This window comes from Mesorhizobium sp. WSM4829 (genome assembly GCF_055811475.1).
Map to the genome: position 1 here is coordinate 13686 of NZ_JBVVQJ010000026.1, position 14471 is coordinate 28156.

15 protein-coding genes and 1 pseudogene are annotated in these 14471 nt (G+C 62.2%); 7 read left to right on the forward strand and 9 right to left on the reverse strand.

Features of this window, described 5'->3' with window-relative positions:
* Positions 1 to 62: 62 nt before the first annotated feature.
* The gene (locus tag AC0L17_RS22815; protein WP_473517488.1) at positions 63 to 362 is read left to right on the forward strand and encodes a DUF1236 domain-containing protein; all 300 of its coding nucleotides are present in this window, start codon (positions 63 to 65) and stop codon (positions 360 to 362) included.
* A 96-nt stretch (positions 363 to 458) separates the two neighbouring features.
* Here AC0L17_RS22815 and AC0L17_RS22820 read toward each other — a convergent pair whose 3' ends face one another.
* Positions 459 to 1370 (reverse strand): transglutaminase family protein, encoded by a 912-nt coding sequence (locus AC0L17_RS22820; RefSeq protein ID WP_473517534.1) that lies wholly within the window; start codon positions 1368 to 1370, stop codon positions 459 to 461.
* A 318-nt stretch (positions 1371 to 1688) separates the two neighbouring features.
* Between AC0L17_RS22820 and AC0L17_RS22825 the strand changes: the two genes are divergently transcribed.
* Positions 1689 to 1889 carry a hypothetical protein gene (locus AC0L17_RS22825; RefSeq protein WP_036263866.1) on the forward strand — a complete coding sequence of 67 codons (201 nt, stop codon included), beginning with the start codon at positions 1689 to 1691 and terminating at the stop codon, positions 1887 to 1889.
* A gap of 128 nt (positions 1890 to 2017) precedes the next feature.
* Here AC0L17_RS22825 and AC0L17_RS22830 read toward each other — a convergent pair whose 3' ends face one another.
* Positions 2018 to 2218, reverse strand: coding sequence for a CsbD family protein (locus AC0L17_RS22830; protein ID WP_091595138.1), 201 nt, complete (start codon positions 2216 to 2218; stop codon positions 2018 to 2020).
* A 197-nt stretch (positions 2219 to 2415) separates the two neighbouring features.
* A complete protein-coding gene (locus tag AC0L17_RS22835; RefSeq protein ID WP_236473004.1) occupies positions 2416 to 2700 on the reverse strand; it encodes a hypothetical protein in 285 nt (94 codons plus the stop codon).
* 216 nt (positions 2701 to 2916) lie between these two features.
* Between AC0L17_RS22835 and AC0L17_RS22840 the strand changes: the two genes are divergently transcribed.
* Entirely contained in the window at positions 2917 to 3195 is a 279-nt protein-coding gene (locus AC0L17_RS22840) for a DUF3606 domain-containing protein (protein WP_091595140.1), read from the forward strand.
* A gap of 33 nt (positions 3196 to 3228) precedes the next feature.
* On the opposite strand, the gene AC0L17_RS22845 is transcribed toward AC0L17_RS22840, so the two are convergent.
* From AC0L17_RS22845 to AC0L17_RS22855, 3 genes and pseudogenes are all read right to left on the reverse strand, one after another.
* A complete protein-coding gene (locus AC0L17_RS22845; protein ID WP_473517489.1) occupies positions 3229 to 4140 on the reverse strand; it encodes a YihY/virulence factor BrkB family protein in 912 nt (303 codons plus the stop codon).
* A gap of 184 nt (positions 4141 to 4324) precedes the next feature.
* Positions 4325 to 5044, reverse strand: coding sequence for a hypothetical protein (locus tag AC0L17_RS22850; protein ID WP_473517490.1), 720 nt, complete (start codon positions 5042 to 5044; stop codon positions 4325 to 4327).
* A gap of 214 nt (positions 5045 to 5258) precedes the next feature.
* Positions 5259 to 6032 (reverse strand): annotated as a pseudogene (locus tag AC0L17_RS22855) (SDR family NAD(P)-dependent oxidoreductase).
* Positions 6033 to 6227: 195 nt separating this feature from the next.
* On the opposite strand from AC0L17_RS22855, the gene AC0L17_RS22860 reads away from it, so the two are divergent.
* Positions 6228 to 7544, forward strand: coding sequence for an NAD(P)H-dependent oxidoreductase (locus tag AC0L17_RS22860; RefSeq protein WP_091595148.1), 1317 nt, complete (start codon positions 6228 to 6230; stop codon positions 7542 to 7544).
* A 276-nt stretch (positions 7545 to 7820) separates the two neighbouring features.
* On the opposite strand, the gene proC is transcribed toward AC0L17_RS22860, so the two are convergent.
* The 3 genes from proC to AC0L17_RS22875 all read right to left on the reverse strand — a co-directional run bounded on the left by proC (position 7821) and on the right by AC0L17_RS22875 (position 11109).
* A complete protein-coding gene (gene proC, locus AC0L17_RS22865; protein ID WP_473517491.1) occupies positions 7821 to 8636 on the reverse strand; it encodes a pyrroline-5-carboxylate reductase in 816 nt (271 codons plus the stop codon).
* 186 nt (positions 8637 to 8822) lie between these two features.
* Positions 8823 to 10142 carry an O-antigen ligase family protein gene (locus AC0L17_RS22870; protein WP_473517492.1) on the reverse strand — a complete coding sequence of 440 codons (1320 nt, stop codon included), beginning with the start codon at positions 10140 to 10142 and terminating at the stop codon, positions 8823 to 8825.
* Positions 10111 to 11109, reverse strand: a complete 999-nt coding sequence (locus tag AC0L17_RS22875; protein ID WP_473517493.1) for a glycosyltransferase family 2 protein — start codon at positions 11107 to 11109, stop codon at positions 10111 to 10113. The genes AC0L17_RS22870 and AC0L17_RS22875 overlap by 32 nt, the downstream gene beginning before the upstream one ends.
* A gap of 175 nt (positions 11110 to 11284) precedes the next feature.
* Between AC0L17_RS22875 and AC0L17_RS22880 the strand changes: the two genes are divergently transcribed.
* From AC0L17_RS22880 to AC0L17_RS22890, 3 genes are read left to right on the forward strand one after another with little or no spacing between them, the layout of a single operon-like run.
* Positions 11285 to 12457 carry a glycosyltransferase gene (locus AC0L17_RS22880; RefSeq protein WP_473517494.1) on the forward strand — a complete coding sequence of 391 codons (1173 nt, stop codon included), beginning with the start codon at positions 11285 to 11287 and terminating at the stop codon, positions 12455 to 12457.
* Positions 12454 to 13284 carry a WecB/TagA/CpsF family glycosyltransferase gene (locus tag AC0L17_RS22885; protein WP_473517495.1) on the forward strand — a complete coding sequence of 277 codons (831 nt, stop codon included), beginning with the start codon at positions 12454 to 12456 and terminating at the stop codon, positions 13282 to 13284. The genes AC0L17_RS22880 and AC0L17_RS22885 overlap by 4 nt, the downstream gene beginning before the upstream one ends.
* A complete protein-coding gene (locus AC0L17_RS22890; protein ID WP_473517496.1) occupies positions 13281 to 14204 on the forward strand; it encodes a DUF6492 family protein in 924 nt (307 codons plus the stop codon). The genes AC0L17_RS22885 and AC0L17_RS22890 overlap by 4 nt, the downstream gene beginning before the upstream one ends.
* The last annotated feature ends 267 nt before the right edge of the window (positions 14205 to 14471 follow it).

Sequence of the window (14471 nt, forward strand, 5' to 3'; positions counted from 1 at the left end):
AACCATGCAACCCGCCGCGGCAGCAATCAAGCACCGCAGCTGAAGGTTGCTTGGAGGCTATTATGGGAAAGCAACTTACATTGGCTGCGGCAGGCGTCCTACTGCTCGTCGGTGTCAGCGCCGCCGCCGCTCAGGACGTCATTATTCAACCCGAGCAGGACGTTGTGATCCGGGAATACGTGAAAAAGAAGCCGGTGGCATCACTCAGCCTTCCCGGCGTGGAACTCAACATCGGTACACCTTTGCCCGAAACAGTCGAGCTTTACGAGGTGCCGGACGTTCAGTACCGCTACGTCGTCATCGAGGGCCGAACTGTCCTGGTCGATCCAGGCACCCGCAAGATTGTGAAGGTCTACGACTGACGTGACCCCACGCTGAAGTCCGTCGTGCCGAAAAGGCGCGGCGGGCTGGCGCCTTCCCCGATGCGAGCAAACTCCCGCGAACAGTTCCGAGGCGCATCAGGATACGCTGATTTTTATGGATGCTGGTGATTTGCCGGCTTCCCTCACCACCTTGACCTCCACCGTCATGCCGAGAAAGCTCGACGCGCTGCCGCAGTAGCTTCCTGAAAGTGGAATGGCTTGCCCAGGATGCCTGGCCACAGCCACCCGGATCAGATCCCGGTTGCCGACAATGCCGTTGGTGGGATCGAACTCGACCCAACCCGCGCCAGGCAAATAGACCTGGCACCAGGCATGCGTCGACCCGCCGCCGACGACAGAACCGCTGTCGCGGTTCGGCACATAGACATAGCCGGTCACAAAACGGGCGGCAAAACCGAGCGAACGAACCGCTTCCATCATGAACAGCGCAAAATCCCGGCATGTGCCTCGACGCAGGTGCAAGGTCATCAGAGGCGGTTGCGTCCCTGATTCAGTTCGACGCGAATAAACAAAGCTCTCGTGGATGGCGTAGCAAAGCGTCATCAGCAATTTGCCGGTCTCGGTGCGCCCTTTGGCGCTCACGAACTGTCGTGCCCATTTGCCGATCTCGTCGCCATCATCGAGGTGATGGCGCTCGATGGTTTGGCTGAGGTCGGTTGCCTCGTCGGAATCATAGGAAAATGGATAGCTGAGTGCTGCGTCATCAATACGGAAATCAGGCGCATGCTGCGGCGTGTGATCGAGCCGGATGTCTGTCACGAAACGCAGTTCGTCGCCCGAGCCGTTGAAATCGATTACCGCAACGCAGTTTCCGAAAACGTCATGGATCCAGCCAATCTCTTTCGGCTCGGGGTCGACTAACAGGGCGTGATCCAGAAGACGCTGATCGAAACTGTCGCGCGGCCTGAACATCAGCCGGTGCTCGCCGAACGTCACCGGCTGCGTATAGCGATAGACGGTCGTGTGCTTGACTGAAAAGATCGGCATTGGCTTGCGTCGACCACCTGCGATATCAGCGCCATCATATAATCTTTTTTGATGTGCAGCGGACAAAATGGGGCTGCCCCTCAAGACGGCCGTATCAGGCGGATTGATGAACAGATCGGCACGGCTAGCGCCGAGTTGATCATCCATGCTGGCCCGCTGTTCTTGGTTCTGTCGGCAGCATGGCCGCGAAAAAAGCAGCGGACTTGCGCCGCAGGCCTTTTGCAATCTCTAATTGGTAGACTCTCTCAAGGCCGGGGAAGTTAATCCTTGCGCCGCGGAGGGGGCCAAGGCGAGGAACGTCGCAAACGGGAGGAAGCAATGAATGAAGACTACGAACTGGCCATAGACCACGACAAGCCTTACGAAATAACTGCTTTCGCTAAAAAGCACGGCCTTACGACAAGGGCTGCCGAGCTGATCCTTTTCGCCTATAGCCCGTCCCGAGCGGCGTGCGATACTGCCGCAACGGCTTTCCTTACCGCCGTCGCAGTGCAAGCCAAGAGACAATCGGCGCGCTAGCTCCAGAAACCGGGAGCGACGGCTGGCGCAGATCAACTCGCCACCGTCGCATGCACCACATTTGCGAGCGTGAATTTGGCTGATGTCGAGGCTGCGCCGATCGACGGCGCAGCCTGGATGTTGAAGACTCAGGTCAGGCTTCTGGACCAGTCATCCACCTGGCGCTCTGCCTCTTCCTTGGCGATTCCATAGCGCTCCTGGATACGGCCTGCGAGTTGGTCACGATTGCCCTCGATGCGATCAAGGTCATCGTCGGTGAGGTCACCCCATTGCTCCTTGGCCCTACCCTTGAACTGCATCCATTTTCCCTTGATTTGATCCCAGTTCATGAATTCCTCCTTTGCTGCTCAAAGGGAAATGCAAACGGACACCACACGTTCCCGACGGCGGACCGCCAGGACGATTATTTATTGGGACGATTATTATTGGCGACGCAGCAAAAGCCGCCGACCGAAGCCAGCGGGGCGAATTCGAGCAGACGATCCGCGTCTTGAAATCACACTCGACGGGAAGCTTCCCCTGCCGATCAGGTGGCGCGCGCCAAGGCGATCGAGATGACGTTGTCCGTATCCGCGCCCGGTAGATCGAACAGCATCGGGAGTTGGCGGGTCATGGCCATTTCAACGATCAACTCTTCGATGGACGCTGTCGGCAAGTCGGTTTCGACACTATTCGAGATCATCGAGGCAAGCTTGTGGACTGGCACGGGTGCCGACTTCGCACGGTCGTCGAGCAGCCTGCTGATTTCGATGACAACGTCTGCGTCAATGCTCTTTGGCAATTCCCGCATGGCTTTTTCCTCCCTGCCCATATTTTCTCCCCGCCCATATCATGCGCGCGCCAGAGGACTGAGTCTCGAAAAATCGACGTCTGGATTAAACCAAAGGCGTGCTTCGGTCTGATTGCTTTGGCGATGCGTCCGGGCTGCGGCGAAAAGGCGCTTTGGTGTCACATGCGGCAACGAAATCGCCCCTTTCGCGTTGGCCAATCATACATCGTCAGCAAACGCGACAAAGGAGAGTAAAACATGGCAGCCGACGCGGCGAAGCTCTATCCTCGCCACCGGGATCGGATTTCTGGCAGCGAGGATTATGTGGTAAGGCATTTTGCCCGGCAAAACGGCATCACCCCGGCGCAAGTCCATCAGTTGATCAGGAGATATGGAAGCGACCGCGCCAAGCTGGTGGCTGCGGCGAAGGAACTTCGCGCGTCGCTGCGACCGGCCAAAGCCATGCTCGCCTCAGGGCGCCGCGGCGGGCGTTTTAGCGCCGGTGTTGATGGAGGAAGTGGCTTGGGGAGGCAGTGAGCAACCGGCTGAAAAAAATTCCAGACTTCGTTTTCAGACTTTTCGATCATGGCCGCCGTGGCCGGCTTCTGCTCGCGATTTGCTTGCTTCAATGGTCGCCTCCAGATCGGATCGGCTGCCGTGTCGAACCGAGTAAGCTCGTGTAAATTCGGCGCCCAACAGAAAGATCTCGGACGAATAAAAGACCCACAGCAGCACGACGAGCAGTGCGCCGGCTGCCCCGTATGACGATGCGAGGGCGCTGGTGCCGATATACCAGCCGATCAGCGACTTGCCGATCGTGAAGAGAAACGCCGTTGCTACGGCGCCGACGCCGACGTCGCGCCATTGCAGCGCGCGGTCGGGCAGGACCTTGTAGATTGCCGCAAACAACAGCGCGATAAGCGCAAACGAAACGATGCCGTTGATCGCGCTGAGGATGAGGGTGCCAAAGGGCAGATATGCGTTGATGATATTTGCAAGCGCCGATATTGCCGCGCTTACGACCAGGGACACCAGCAGCAGAAAGCCAAGCGCCGCGACCAGACCCAGGCTGGCAGCTCGTGCCCGCACGAGACGTGAAATCGATGTGCCGCCCGGTTTGACTTTCCAGATCTCGTTCAGGGCAACCTGCATTTCGCCGAACACGCCGGATGCGGTAACCAGCAGCGTGACGAGCCCCAAAATGCTCGCCAGAGTTCCCGCCTCCTTGTGTGCTGCGTTCTCGATTGTCGCTTGCAGGAGCTCGGCGCTCTGCGGACCCATCAGGCCCGTCATCTGGGCCGAAAGCGCCAGCTGTGCCGCATCGTTTCCGAAGGCCATGCCTGCGATGGCGACGACGATGAGCAGGATCGGCGGAAGCGAGGTCGTGGCATAGAACGCCATCGCCGCCCCGTGGCTCAAGGCATTGTCATTGATGAAACCGAGGACGCTCTCCCTAAGGAGTGTCCAGGCCTCTTTCGCCACATGCCACATGTTTGCCTCGCCTGCTTCTCAAGCAAATAGAGGCAGCACCGCGGCGGACCAGAGCGTGGCAGGTCGCAACCTCTAGGATTGGCTGAAACACCCCTCCACTTCGTCATCCTGGGGCGGAGCAAGGAGCGAAGCGACGCGGCGCAGACCCTAGGATGACGAAGGCGTGGCAGAGCAATCAGATGACCGATCCTGGCTTGTTTGGCGCGACCTGTCCGGCGGCTCTTTTTGTGAGACCGTCCTGCGTCGGGAAGGCCGCGAATGCCGCGATGGCCAGATAGATCGGAATCCCCAATTCGAGGATTTCCTCGAACACTGCCGAGGTATCGTTCCGGGCAACATGTATGCCGAGAAATGTGAGATTTGACGGCGCCCCGTCGATGACCTTCGAAAGGACGGCGCAACCGATAGCGGCGGCAATGGCAACGGCAGTCGCCTCGCCGTGGCGAAGCCCTTGCACAAAGCTGCGGAGGCCGTCTTTGAGGAGAAAATAGAAGGCAATGGCGAGGGCGATAACGACCGTCGCGCCGATCAGCTTTTCCAACAGCGGAACGTCAGGCGAAATGTAGAGGGTGGTCTTGGTGATGTTGTGGGTGGTGAAATGCGCATGGAAGTCCAACTCGCGCAGGCACATCGCGATCGCTATGGCGACGAGATACCAGCGCTTGAGCAACTCCCGATAGGACATTTCCCGCACAAGCGTCGCCACGACGATCAGGTAAGCGGCGGCCGAGAAGACTTCGATGGGACCGCCCTCGCTGAGGTAGAACTTCCTGATATCTTCGGGAAGAAAGGCGAGCGGCAGGGCGATGAGAAAGACGAGCACCAGCAGCGCAAGGCCCATTTGAATGAAATAGTGGCCCGTGCCGTAACCGATCTTTCTTTCATCCCATGCCATATGTGTCTCGCCCATCTGTCTTGTGCCGGTTCTCTATTAATCGTGATTTCACTCAATTTGAAAGACTGGACCGTTGTCAAGTTGCCGCTTCGTAATGCCCGGCCACCTGCCGGTGCCCTTACGGCGTAAGCGTGGCGAACCTGACGGGGCAAGTGCGGCGTTGGCTGTACTGTCCAGACGTGTCTTGCAGCCATCAGCGAGACGACCCGTTCGCTCACGCCACTGACCAGCCGCCATCGACCAGTACATTCGCGCCAGTGATCATTGACGCGGCGGGCGAGGCCAGGAACACCACCGTGCCGGCGACATCGATCGGATCACCGATGCGGCCGAGCGGGATGTGCCCAAGCACATGGGCATGAAAGTCCGGATCGGCGAGCGAGAGCCGTGTTCCGTCGGTCCAGATGAAGGTCGGCGCGACGCTGTTGACGGTGATCTTGTGCTGCGCCCATTCGGCCGCGAGTCAGCGGGTGAGGTGGTTTATCGCCGCCTTGGTCATGCAGTAGATCGCTTCGCCCTTCAGCGTCACTGTGCCGGCCTGCGAACTGATGTTGATGATGCGTCCGGATTTCTGCTTGATCATCAGCCGTCCGACCGCCTGGGTGGTGAAGAACGTGCCCTTGAGGTTGACGTTCACGGTGAGGTCGAAATCCGCTTCGGTCACGTTCTCCGCGAGGTTTTCAGGCCCGAGCCCGACATTGTTGACGAGAACGTCTATGCGGCCGAAGGCGGCGTGGGCGTCGGCGACCGCTTTTCGCACCGTCGCCAGATCGGTGAGGTCCATCTGTACCGCCAGCGCGCGCCGGCCGATGCGCTCGATCTCGGCGGTGATATCCGCGCCGTCGGCAGCGCTGCGAACGCCAACGATCATGTCGGCGCCAGAGCCGGCGCAGGCGAGCGCGCAAGCGCGCCCGATGCCGCGCGAGGCGCCGGTGACCAGCGCCACCTTGTCAGCCAGATCGAATTTCGGCGTGAACTCGTTTGTCATCTCAACCTCCCTGAGAGTCCTGTCGGGGCGCCGCCCGACAGGGCGGTCTCCTCATCTCTGAACAGTAACTGGGAAGACTATTCGCTCGCGGCGCGAAAGCCAGCCGCAAGAAATTGAGGACGGCGGCCGGTTTCGTTGGCAAAAGGCTGCCGTTCCCTGCTATTCCCCTTCAGATCAAAAGCAGTGGACTTGCGCATGACCAATGTCGCCTTGACCGGGCTTGCCCGCGATCTCGCCAAGCGTGCCGCGGAAGGCCGACCGGTGCGCATCGGCGTCATCGGCTCAGGCGAGATGGGCACCGACCTGGTGACGCAAGGCATGCTGATGCCGGGCATTTCGGTGTGCGCCGTCTCGACCCGCCGCCCGCACACGGCGCGTGATGCCATCCGCATCGCCTATGGCGACGAGGCGATGGCGCGCGAGGCCGATACGCCGTCGAAGCTCAGCGAGGCGATAGAGAGCGGAAAAATAGCCATCACCTCGAATGAGATGCTGGTCACCAATCCGCTGATCGAAATCGTCATCGACGCCACCGGCAAGCCCGGCGTCGCCGCCGATTTCGACCTGATGGCGATGCAGCACGGCAAGCATCTGGTGATGATGAATGTCGAGGCCGACGTCACCATCGGCTGTTATCTGAAGCAGCAGGCCGACCGCCTCGGCGTCGTCTATTCGGTCGGCGCCGGTGACGAGCCGTCGAGTTGCATGGAACTGATCGAGTTCGCCTCCGCGCTCGGCTACACTATCGTCTGCGCCGGCAAGGGCAAGAACAACCCGCTCAACCATGACGCCATCCCTGACGACTATCGCGCGGAAGCGCTGCGCCGCAACATGAACCCGCGCATGCTGGTCGAGTTCGTCGACGGCTCGAAGACCATGGTCGAGATGTGCGCCATCGCCAACGCCACCGGGCTGGTGCCCGACATTGCCGGCATGCACGGTCCCAAGGCCGACCGCGATGAATTGGCCAAGGTGCTCATCCCGCGCGCCGACGGCGGCATCCTGTCGAGGAAGGGCGTCGTCGACTACACCATCGGCAAAGGCGTGGCGCCCGGCGTGTTCGTCATCGTCGAGGCCACGCATCCGCGCATCATCGAGCGCATGGACGATCTGCATATCGGCCATGGACCCTATTACAGCTTCTTCCGGCCCTATCATCTGACCTCGCTGGAAGTGCCGCTCACCGCCGCGCGCATCGCGCTCTATGGCAAGCCGGACATGGTGCCGCTGCCGAGGCCAGTTGCCGAGGTCTGCGCCGTGGCCAAGCGCGATCTGGCGGCGGGAGAGAAATTCGACGCCATCGGCGAGACCTGCTACCGCTCCTGGACGATGACTGTCGAGGAGGCCCGCGCCAACCGCGCCGTGCCGGTCGGCCTGCTCGAAGGCGGCAAGGTGCTGAGGCCGGTCAGCAAGGGCGAGCTGCTGACATCAGCCAATGCCGCGCCCGACCCGACCACCAGGTTGTTCGCCTTGCGCCGGCTGCAGGACGAGATGCTGTACGGCGCGGGGTAGTGCGCAGAATTTCGATCCCGGCGGGACAGCGCGCCCCTCTGTCCTGCCCTCTTTGCCAAAACTTGGGATCTCCCCTTCTTGGGGGGAGATTGGCAGCTTCTGGCGGCCACTCACCACTGCGATGTTGGAGATAGGCGAAAGCCGGCGTGACGTCCGATCTCCCCCCAAGTGGGGGAGATGTCCGGCAGGACAGAGGGGGGCGCGAAGGATCGCTACGGAAGTTTGTTATTGCAACTGATCGTCGACCTTCGCCGCCGGCGACTCGCAAAGCCGCCACTACTTCCCCAACTCGATCGACCGCAGCCGTGCCGCCTCCACCGCTTCGGTGAGCAGTTTTGTCAGCCGGTCCTCGCCCATCAGCACGGCAAGTGCGGCGGCCGTGGTGCCGTTGGGGCTGGTCACCTGCTGGCGCAGCACGCCCGCATCTTCGCCGCTTTCGGCGGCGAGCGAGGCGGCGCCATAGACCGTCTGCACGGCCAGCAGCCTGGCGGTTTTGGCTGGCAATCCGGCCGTCTCGGCAGCCACCGCCAGTGCTTCGATGAAATGGAAGACATAGGCCGGGCCAGACCCTGACACCGCCGTCACCGCGTCCATCAGGCCCTCGTCGTCGATATCTGTCACTTCGCCGCTCGCCGAGAGCAGATCGGCAACGAACCGTTTCGTATCGATGGAAACCAGCCGGTTGGAAAACACCACCATCATGCCCTTGCCGATCGCCGCCGGCGTGTTGGGCATGCAGCGCACGATCGGCGCGCGATCGCCCAGAATGGACTCGAAAGTGGCGACCGGCGTTCCGGCGGCGATGCTGAGGAAGGTGGTGCGGCCATCGTTGAAGCGCTTGTAGGCGGCGGTCACCTCGCGGATCACTTGCGGCTTCACCGCAATGACGGCGAGGGCCGGCACCGCGTCTGCCGGAATGCCGCCGGCATCCGAGGCAGCATTGCAACCCAGCGCTTCAGCGCGCTTGCGCAGATCGGCATTGGGCTCGACCACAAAAACCGCCGCCGGGGGGAGCTTGCCCGATTTCAGCCAGCCGGAGAGCATGGCGTAGCCCATATTGCCGCAGCCGGCGAGAACAAGCCTGATCGTCATGGAAAACCTCCGCTAGAGCATCGGACCCAAAAGTGGGTACCGGTTTTGGGACAATTCGATGCTCAAACAACAAGCATTGGGCCCAAAAGTGGGTACCGGTTTTGGCAAAATCCGATGCTCAAACCAAAAGATGGCTTCCCATAGACGTTCGTGGCGGGGCGGGGAAGCCCTGTTGGGGACGCAGGATCAGGACCGACCACGAACCGCCATCGGCCGCAGCGACACTTGCCTCAGGCCGAACATGCCGAACACGAAGAGCAGCCAGACCGGGTCGGCGCGATGGAAGAAGAAGCTTTCGAGGAAGGCGTTCAGCGCTGCGAACAGCACCACCATCATGAAGAAGTCGCCGAGACAGATGTTCTCCTTGCGCAAGGGAATGCGCATGTAATCGCGCAGCGGCGCGACCAGGAACGTGTAGACCGCCACGCACAGCGCCGGGAGGCCCATCAGCACCGCGATGTCGAGATAGCCGTTATGGCCGTGCACGATGGTTCTGATGTCCCAGGCGCGGTCGAAAGGCTGGTCCTGGTTCAACAGCAGCGGCGTGCCCCAGAAGCTCTCGAAGCCGTAGCCGGTCCACGGCCGCTTCGCCAGCATCTCGCCGGCGAACTCCCAAAGAGTCGTGCGCCCGGTGTAGGTCAGGTCGGGGAAATACAGTGCCGCCAGATGCTTCACCGGCGGCAGGAAGACGATGCCCAGCGTGCCGATCGCTGCGGCGATGATGGCCAGCGCGAACAGGATCGGCGTGCCGAGCCGCATGCCGATCAGGCTCGGCAGCACGACGATCAGGATCGAAAACGGCACCAGTCCGGCCGTCGTCTTGGAACCGGTGTGCAGCATGAAGATCATCGCTGCGCAAAAGATCGATGCGCCCCAGAGCCGCTGTCCGCGCCGGTAGAGGTACAGCCCGGCGAAGCTGAAGCAGGCCATGACGGGCCCGGCGATGTTCTTGTGGGTGAACACGCCGCGCCACAGGCCGGCATGTTCCGGCTCCAGCGACGCGGCGGTGTGCAGCGCCTCGTTTGGAAAGACGATGAGCCCGATATAGGACAGGCCCATGACGACGACGATGGTGAAGATGATGACTTTCGAGAAAGCTTCGGCGTCGCGCGGCAGCGCCAGGATCGTCGCCATCGTCAAAATGCCGATCAGCGTGAAGAAGGCGGCGCGCATGGCAGACGGCGGATCGGTTGCCATCACCACCGAGAACATCAGCAAAGCCAGCATCAGCAGCCAGGACGGGCTGAGCAGCGAGCGCACCACGCGCGGGTCGGCAAAAGCCATGAGCGAGAAGACCGAGATCGCGCCAAGCGAGCCGAAGCCGAGCTGGTTGACGATGTCGCCGCCATCGCCGGTCGTTGCGGCGCCGGCCGGCTGGAACGGACGGAACGACACCAGGATGACGGTGAACAGCAGCGCGGCGACCGCGGTCGCGACACCGTCGCGTGTGAAGGCCGCGCTGAGCGGCGCGCGTTCAGTTCTTCTCAGGCTGCCGGTATTGCTCATTGGCATATCCGAATTCGGCAAGCACGCGGCCGACAGCGACATGGATTGGGTATAAGGCCGTCGCCAACGACCCCGTCCGCGCCAGTCGGGCCGCGCCGCGAAACGGCGAGACGGCAAGCAGCGCCAGGCTCTTCAAGAAAACCCTGGTGCCGGCGAACGGCGTGCCGGCCCGCTTCTTCTTCTCGACCAGTGTCGAGATGACGCCGTTGCGCAGGCTGCGGGCACGGATCCAGTCGGCCTCGATGCGCCGGGCCGGAACTGTTTCATGCACTTGCGCTTCGGCGCACCAGCCAAGCACAAAACCTGTTTGTGCCGCCCGGCTCAGGAAATCGGAATCGCCGCCGCCCATGAAGTTGAATTTCAGGTCGAGGAAGGGCGGCCCCATGGCGGTGAGCACGTTGCGGCCGACCAGCAAATTGCCGGAGGAATACAGCGCGGGTACCCGCCCGGTCTGCCGATAAGGTGGCGCAAAGACCGGGTGCTCGGCCCATCTGGCATGGGCCGCGTCGGCAAACACAGGCATTTGCGGGCCACCGACAATGTCGGCACCGAGCGTCTCGGCCGCCTGGCACATGCGCTCGAGCCACTGCGGATCGGCGATCTCGTCGTCGTCGATGACCAGCAGATGGCTGAAGTCAGGAAAGTGCAGGATAGCCGTCTGCCAGCCGGCATTGTAGGCGCTGCAATTGCCGCGCTCATGCGCGACGATCACCATGCCCGGAATATCGCCGCGCTCGAACAGCGGCAGTGCCGCCTTGGCGCCGGCGCGCGCCTCGTCTTCGTTCTCGATGACGATGATTGCGAAGCGTCTGCCGGTTTCCTGGGCCTTGAGCGATGCCAGCGTCGCCAGCAGTTGCTCGGGCCGTTTGAAGGTCGGCAGCGTAACGACCGCCTCGACGGCAGCGGCGACAAGTCCCGGCGACCGCCCTGCGATCGATACCGAACCGTCCAATGGCAAAGGGATCATCCGTGTCCAGCCCGGGATTGGTGAGTTTGGCTCTCGATAGCATCCGTGATGATAACGTTTCGTTTATCACCTTCGTGGACAAGCCCGCAAATCGGTAACGCCGGGCCACCAATTATCTTCACTTAATCAAGGCTTCACCGCGCTTTGTTAGCTGTATCCGCTTAGGATAGGTGAGATGCATCTGCTGTTCGCCACATCGATCGTGCCCGACGGAGCCCTTGCCTCGGGCTACGAGATCGCCAATGCCGCGATCATCGCCGCGTTGCGGCGCGCCGGCGCGCGGGTCACGGTGATCGGCTTCACCTGGCCGGGCAAGCCTGCGAGCGATCCGCAGAACACCATCGTGCTCGGCGCCGTCGATGTGCGCACCGAAACCGCCTCATCGCTGCAAAAGCTCGCCTGGGTTGCAAGGGCGATGCTCTCCGGCCTCACTTTCGCGTCGGTCAAGCTGCGCGTGGTCAACGCCAGCGAGATCCGCGCCGCCGTCGAACGCGCCGGCCCTTTCGACGGCTACGTCTTGAATTCCGTGCAGTTCGCCGGCGCCTTCGAAAGGCTTTTCGGCGACCGGCCGTCGATCTTCGTCGCCCACAATGTCGAGCATCGTTCGGCGCGTGAGAACGCCGCTGCCGCCGGCGGCCTTTTCCAGCGCCTGCTGTTTCGCCGTGAGGCAAGGCTGCTCAAGACCGTGGAAGAACGGCTCTGCCGTCGGGCACGCTTCGTCTTCACGCTGGCCGAAGAAGATCGCTCAGCGCTCGGCGTCGCCTCCGACGACCGTTCGGCGGTGCTGCCGCTGGTGACCTGCGCCGAGCCGCCGGTGCAAAAAACCCCGCGCCGCATCGACTGCGACGCGGCGCTGATCGGCACCTGGACCTGGCAGCCGAACCGCATCGGCCTCGACTGGTTCCTGGAAAAGGTGGTGCCGCATCTCAGGCCCGATTTCCGGGTCAGGATTGCCGGCGGCATGCCGTCGGGCCTCGCGTCCGCGCATCCCGGCGTCGAATTCGTCGGCCGCGTACCGGACGCGCAGGCTTTCGTGCGCAGCGCCGCCGTCATCCCGCTGATCAGCACCTCCGGCAGCGGCGTGCAGCTCAAGACCATCGAAACCTTCGAGCTCGGCCTGCCTTCCGTCGCCACCAGCCATTCGCTGCGCGGCATCGACCATCGCCCGGTCAATTGCGTGGTGACCGATGATCCCGTCGCCTTCGCCGGCGCCCTTGAAGCAGCAGTGGCCGATGTCGGGGACGTCGACGGCAGCGCTTTCCGCCGCCGGCAGCTGAAGGCGCTCGATGCCGCAATCAGGCTCGGCCTGGACAAGCTCGGGCCCGTCGGCCAGGAGATGTTTGCATGAATGTGCACAACGCCCGCGCCGTTTTCGGGGCCGACAGCTTGAAATCGATCCTGGGCATCTCGGTCCTTGCCATCCGCTGGGACGATGCGGTCGCGCACCTGACCCGGTTGATTGCAGAGCGGCGCTTCACCAAGGTCACCTTTCTCAACGCTCACAACGCCAATGTCGCCTATACGGACCCGGTCGTTGCCGAGGCGCTCGACGATTTTCTCATCCTGCCGGACGGTGTCGGCGTCGATCTGGCGGCGAAACTGCTTTATGGGGCGTCGTTTCCGGACAATCTCAACGGCACCGATTTCATCCCCGCCTTCCTGCAGGCGTCCGCCAGGCCACTGACCGTGGGGCTGCTCGGCGCGACCCGGGTCAACGCCGAGGCGGCGTCAGAGAAGCTGGCAGCGCTCGCGTTGCAGCACCGGTTCGTGGTCATCCATGACGGTTATTTCTCTCCCGCCGAGGAGCCGGCAATCGTCGATCGCATCGCCAGATTGCGGCCGGACGTGCTGCTTGTCGCCATGGGCGTGCCACGCCAGGAATTATGGATCGCGCGCCACATCGACGCGCGCCACTGCACGCTGCCGATCGCCGTCGGCGCGCTGCTCGATTTCCTGAGCGGCACGGTGCCGCGGGCGCCGCTGTGGATGCGTCGGCTCAGGCTCGAATGGCTGTTTCGGTTGTGGATCGAACCGGGCCGTCTCTGGCGCCGCTATGTGGTCGGCAATCCCCTGTTCCTGTGGCGCGTCATCGGCCAGAAATTCTTGCGCAGGCCCGCTCCTGCCAAAACTCGCCCCAAAGCAGGCCCCGGAGTGGGCCCCGGAGCAGATCATTGAACAACCGGTTCGTGCCGAGCCCTGACACGGAGGCCGATTTCCTTCCCCGGGCGCCGACGACGGCGGTCGTGACGGCAAGCTATGCGCCGGATTTGGAGCGCTGCCGCCTGCTGTGCGACACAATCGACCGCTACGTTTCCGGCGTGGCGCACCACTATATTCTTGTCGAGCATCGTGACGTGGCGCTGTTTCGTCAGTTGGAGAACAATCGCCGCACCATCGTCGACGAGCGGGACCTGTTGCCGCGCTGGCTGCATGCCTTCGACGATCCGCTCAGCCTGTTCCGCCGGCGCATCTGGCTCAGCCTGAAGACCAAGCCGCTGCGCGGCTGGCATGTGCAGCAGCTTCGCCGCATCGCGATATCGGCGCACGCCGGCGAAGACGTGCTGGTCTTCTGCGATTCCGACGTGGCGTTCCTAAAACCTTTCGACTGCAGCGCCTTCTGGCGCGATGGCAAGGTGCGGCTGTTCCGCCGCGACGGCGTGCTGTCTGGTGACGGTCATGAGGAGCATCGCATCTGGTCGCGCAATGCCGGTTCGGCGCTTGGCATCGAGCCATCGGAGGTTTCGACCCACGACTACATTTCGACGCTGATTGCCTGGCGCCGCCAAACCGTGACGGCGCTGTGCGCGCGGATCGAGACGATCCATGACCGCAACTGGGTCGAAATCGTCGGTGCGGCGCGCAAATTCTCCGAATGTATGATCTACGGCCGCTATGTCGACGACGTGCTCGATGGCGCCGGCCATTTCCATGGCTCGGAGGCGTTCTGCCGCGTCCACTGGACGGGCGAGGCGCTGTCGGATGACGAGTTCCGCCGTTTCGTCGCCGCCATGGCGCCGCAACAGGTGGCCATCGGCATGCAGTCCTTCATCGGCACCGATGTCGGCCGCATCCGCCGCCTGATCGGGCTCGATTAGTGCTGGGTAAAAGCGCGATCACCTCGACCCGCTTCTGCATGACAATGCCGGGACCGAACCTCCAAAGTATTTGAGCATCCCGGTTGCTCATGGCTCTTCGAGAATCTTGACCGAGACTAGCAATTGCCGCCGCCCTTACACATTCGCTCAAAGTCCAGAGTCTACGCTGATCGTTCCATTCCTTGTGTTTCATTTGTCAGGGCGATCGGCGTGAAAGACTTGCGGGCGATTTCGGGACAGGCGGCCAAGGCTTTGGATTCTGCGCTC

Coding starts and splice junctions, on each gene's coding strand:
- AC0L17_RS22885 (WP_473517495.1), top strand. CDS start 12,454: ATGAATGTGCACAACGCCCGCGCCGTTTTCGGGGCCGACAGCTTGAAA.
- AC0L17_RS22820 (WP_473517534.1), bottom strand. CDS start 1,370: ATGCCGATCTTTTCAGTCAAGCACACGACCGTCTATCGCTATACGCAG.
- AC0L17_RS22835 (WP_236473004.1), bottom strand. CDS start 2,700: ATGGGCAGGGAGGAAAAAGCCATGCGGGAATTGCCAAAGAGCATTGAC.
- AC0L17_RS22815 (WP_473517488.1), top strand. CDS start 63: ATGGGAAAGCAACTTACATTGGCTGCGGCAGGCGTCCTACTGCTCGTC.
- AC0L17_RS22850 (WP_473517490.1), bottom strand. CDS start 5,044: ATGGCATGGGATGAAAGAAAGATCGGTTACGGCACGGGCCACTATTTC.
- proC (WP_473517491.1), bottom strand. CDS start 8,636: ATGACGATCAGGCTTGTTCTCGCCGGCTGCGGCAATATGGGCTACGCC.
- AC0L17_RS22875 (WP_473517493.1), bottom strand. CDS start 11,109: ATGATCCCTTTGCCATTGGACGGTTCGGTATCGATCGCAGGGCGGTCG.
- AC0L17_RS22830 (WP_091595138.1), bottom strand. CDS start 2,218: ATGAACTGGGATCAAATCAAGGGAAAATGGATGCAGTTCAAGGGTAGG.
- AC0L17_RS22880 (WP_473517494.1), top strand. CDS start 11,285: ATGCATCTGCTGTTCGCCACATCGATCGTGCCCGACGGAGCCCTTGCC.
- AC0L17_RS22860 (WP_091595148.1), top strand. CDS start 6,228: ATGACCAATGTCGCCTTGACCGGGCTTGCCCGCGATCTCGCCAAGCGT.
- AC0L17_RS22870 (WP_473517492.1), bottom strand. CDS start 10,142: ATGAGCAATACCGGCAGCCTGAGAAGAACTGAACGCGCGCCGCTCAGC.
- AC0L17_RS22840 (WP_091595140.1), top strand. CDS start 2,917: ATGGCAGCCGACGCGGCGAAGCTCTATCCTCGCCACCGGGATCGGATT.
- AC0L17_RS22825 (WP_036263866.1), top strand. CDS start 1,689: ATGAATGAAGACTACGAACTGGCCATAGACCACGACAAGCCTTACGAA.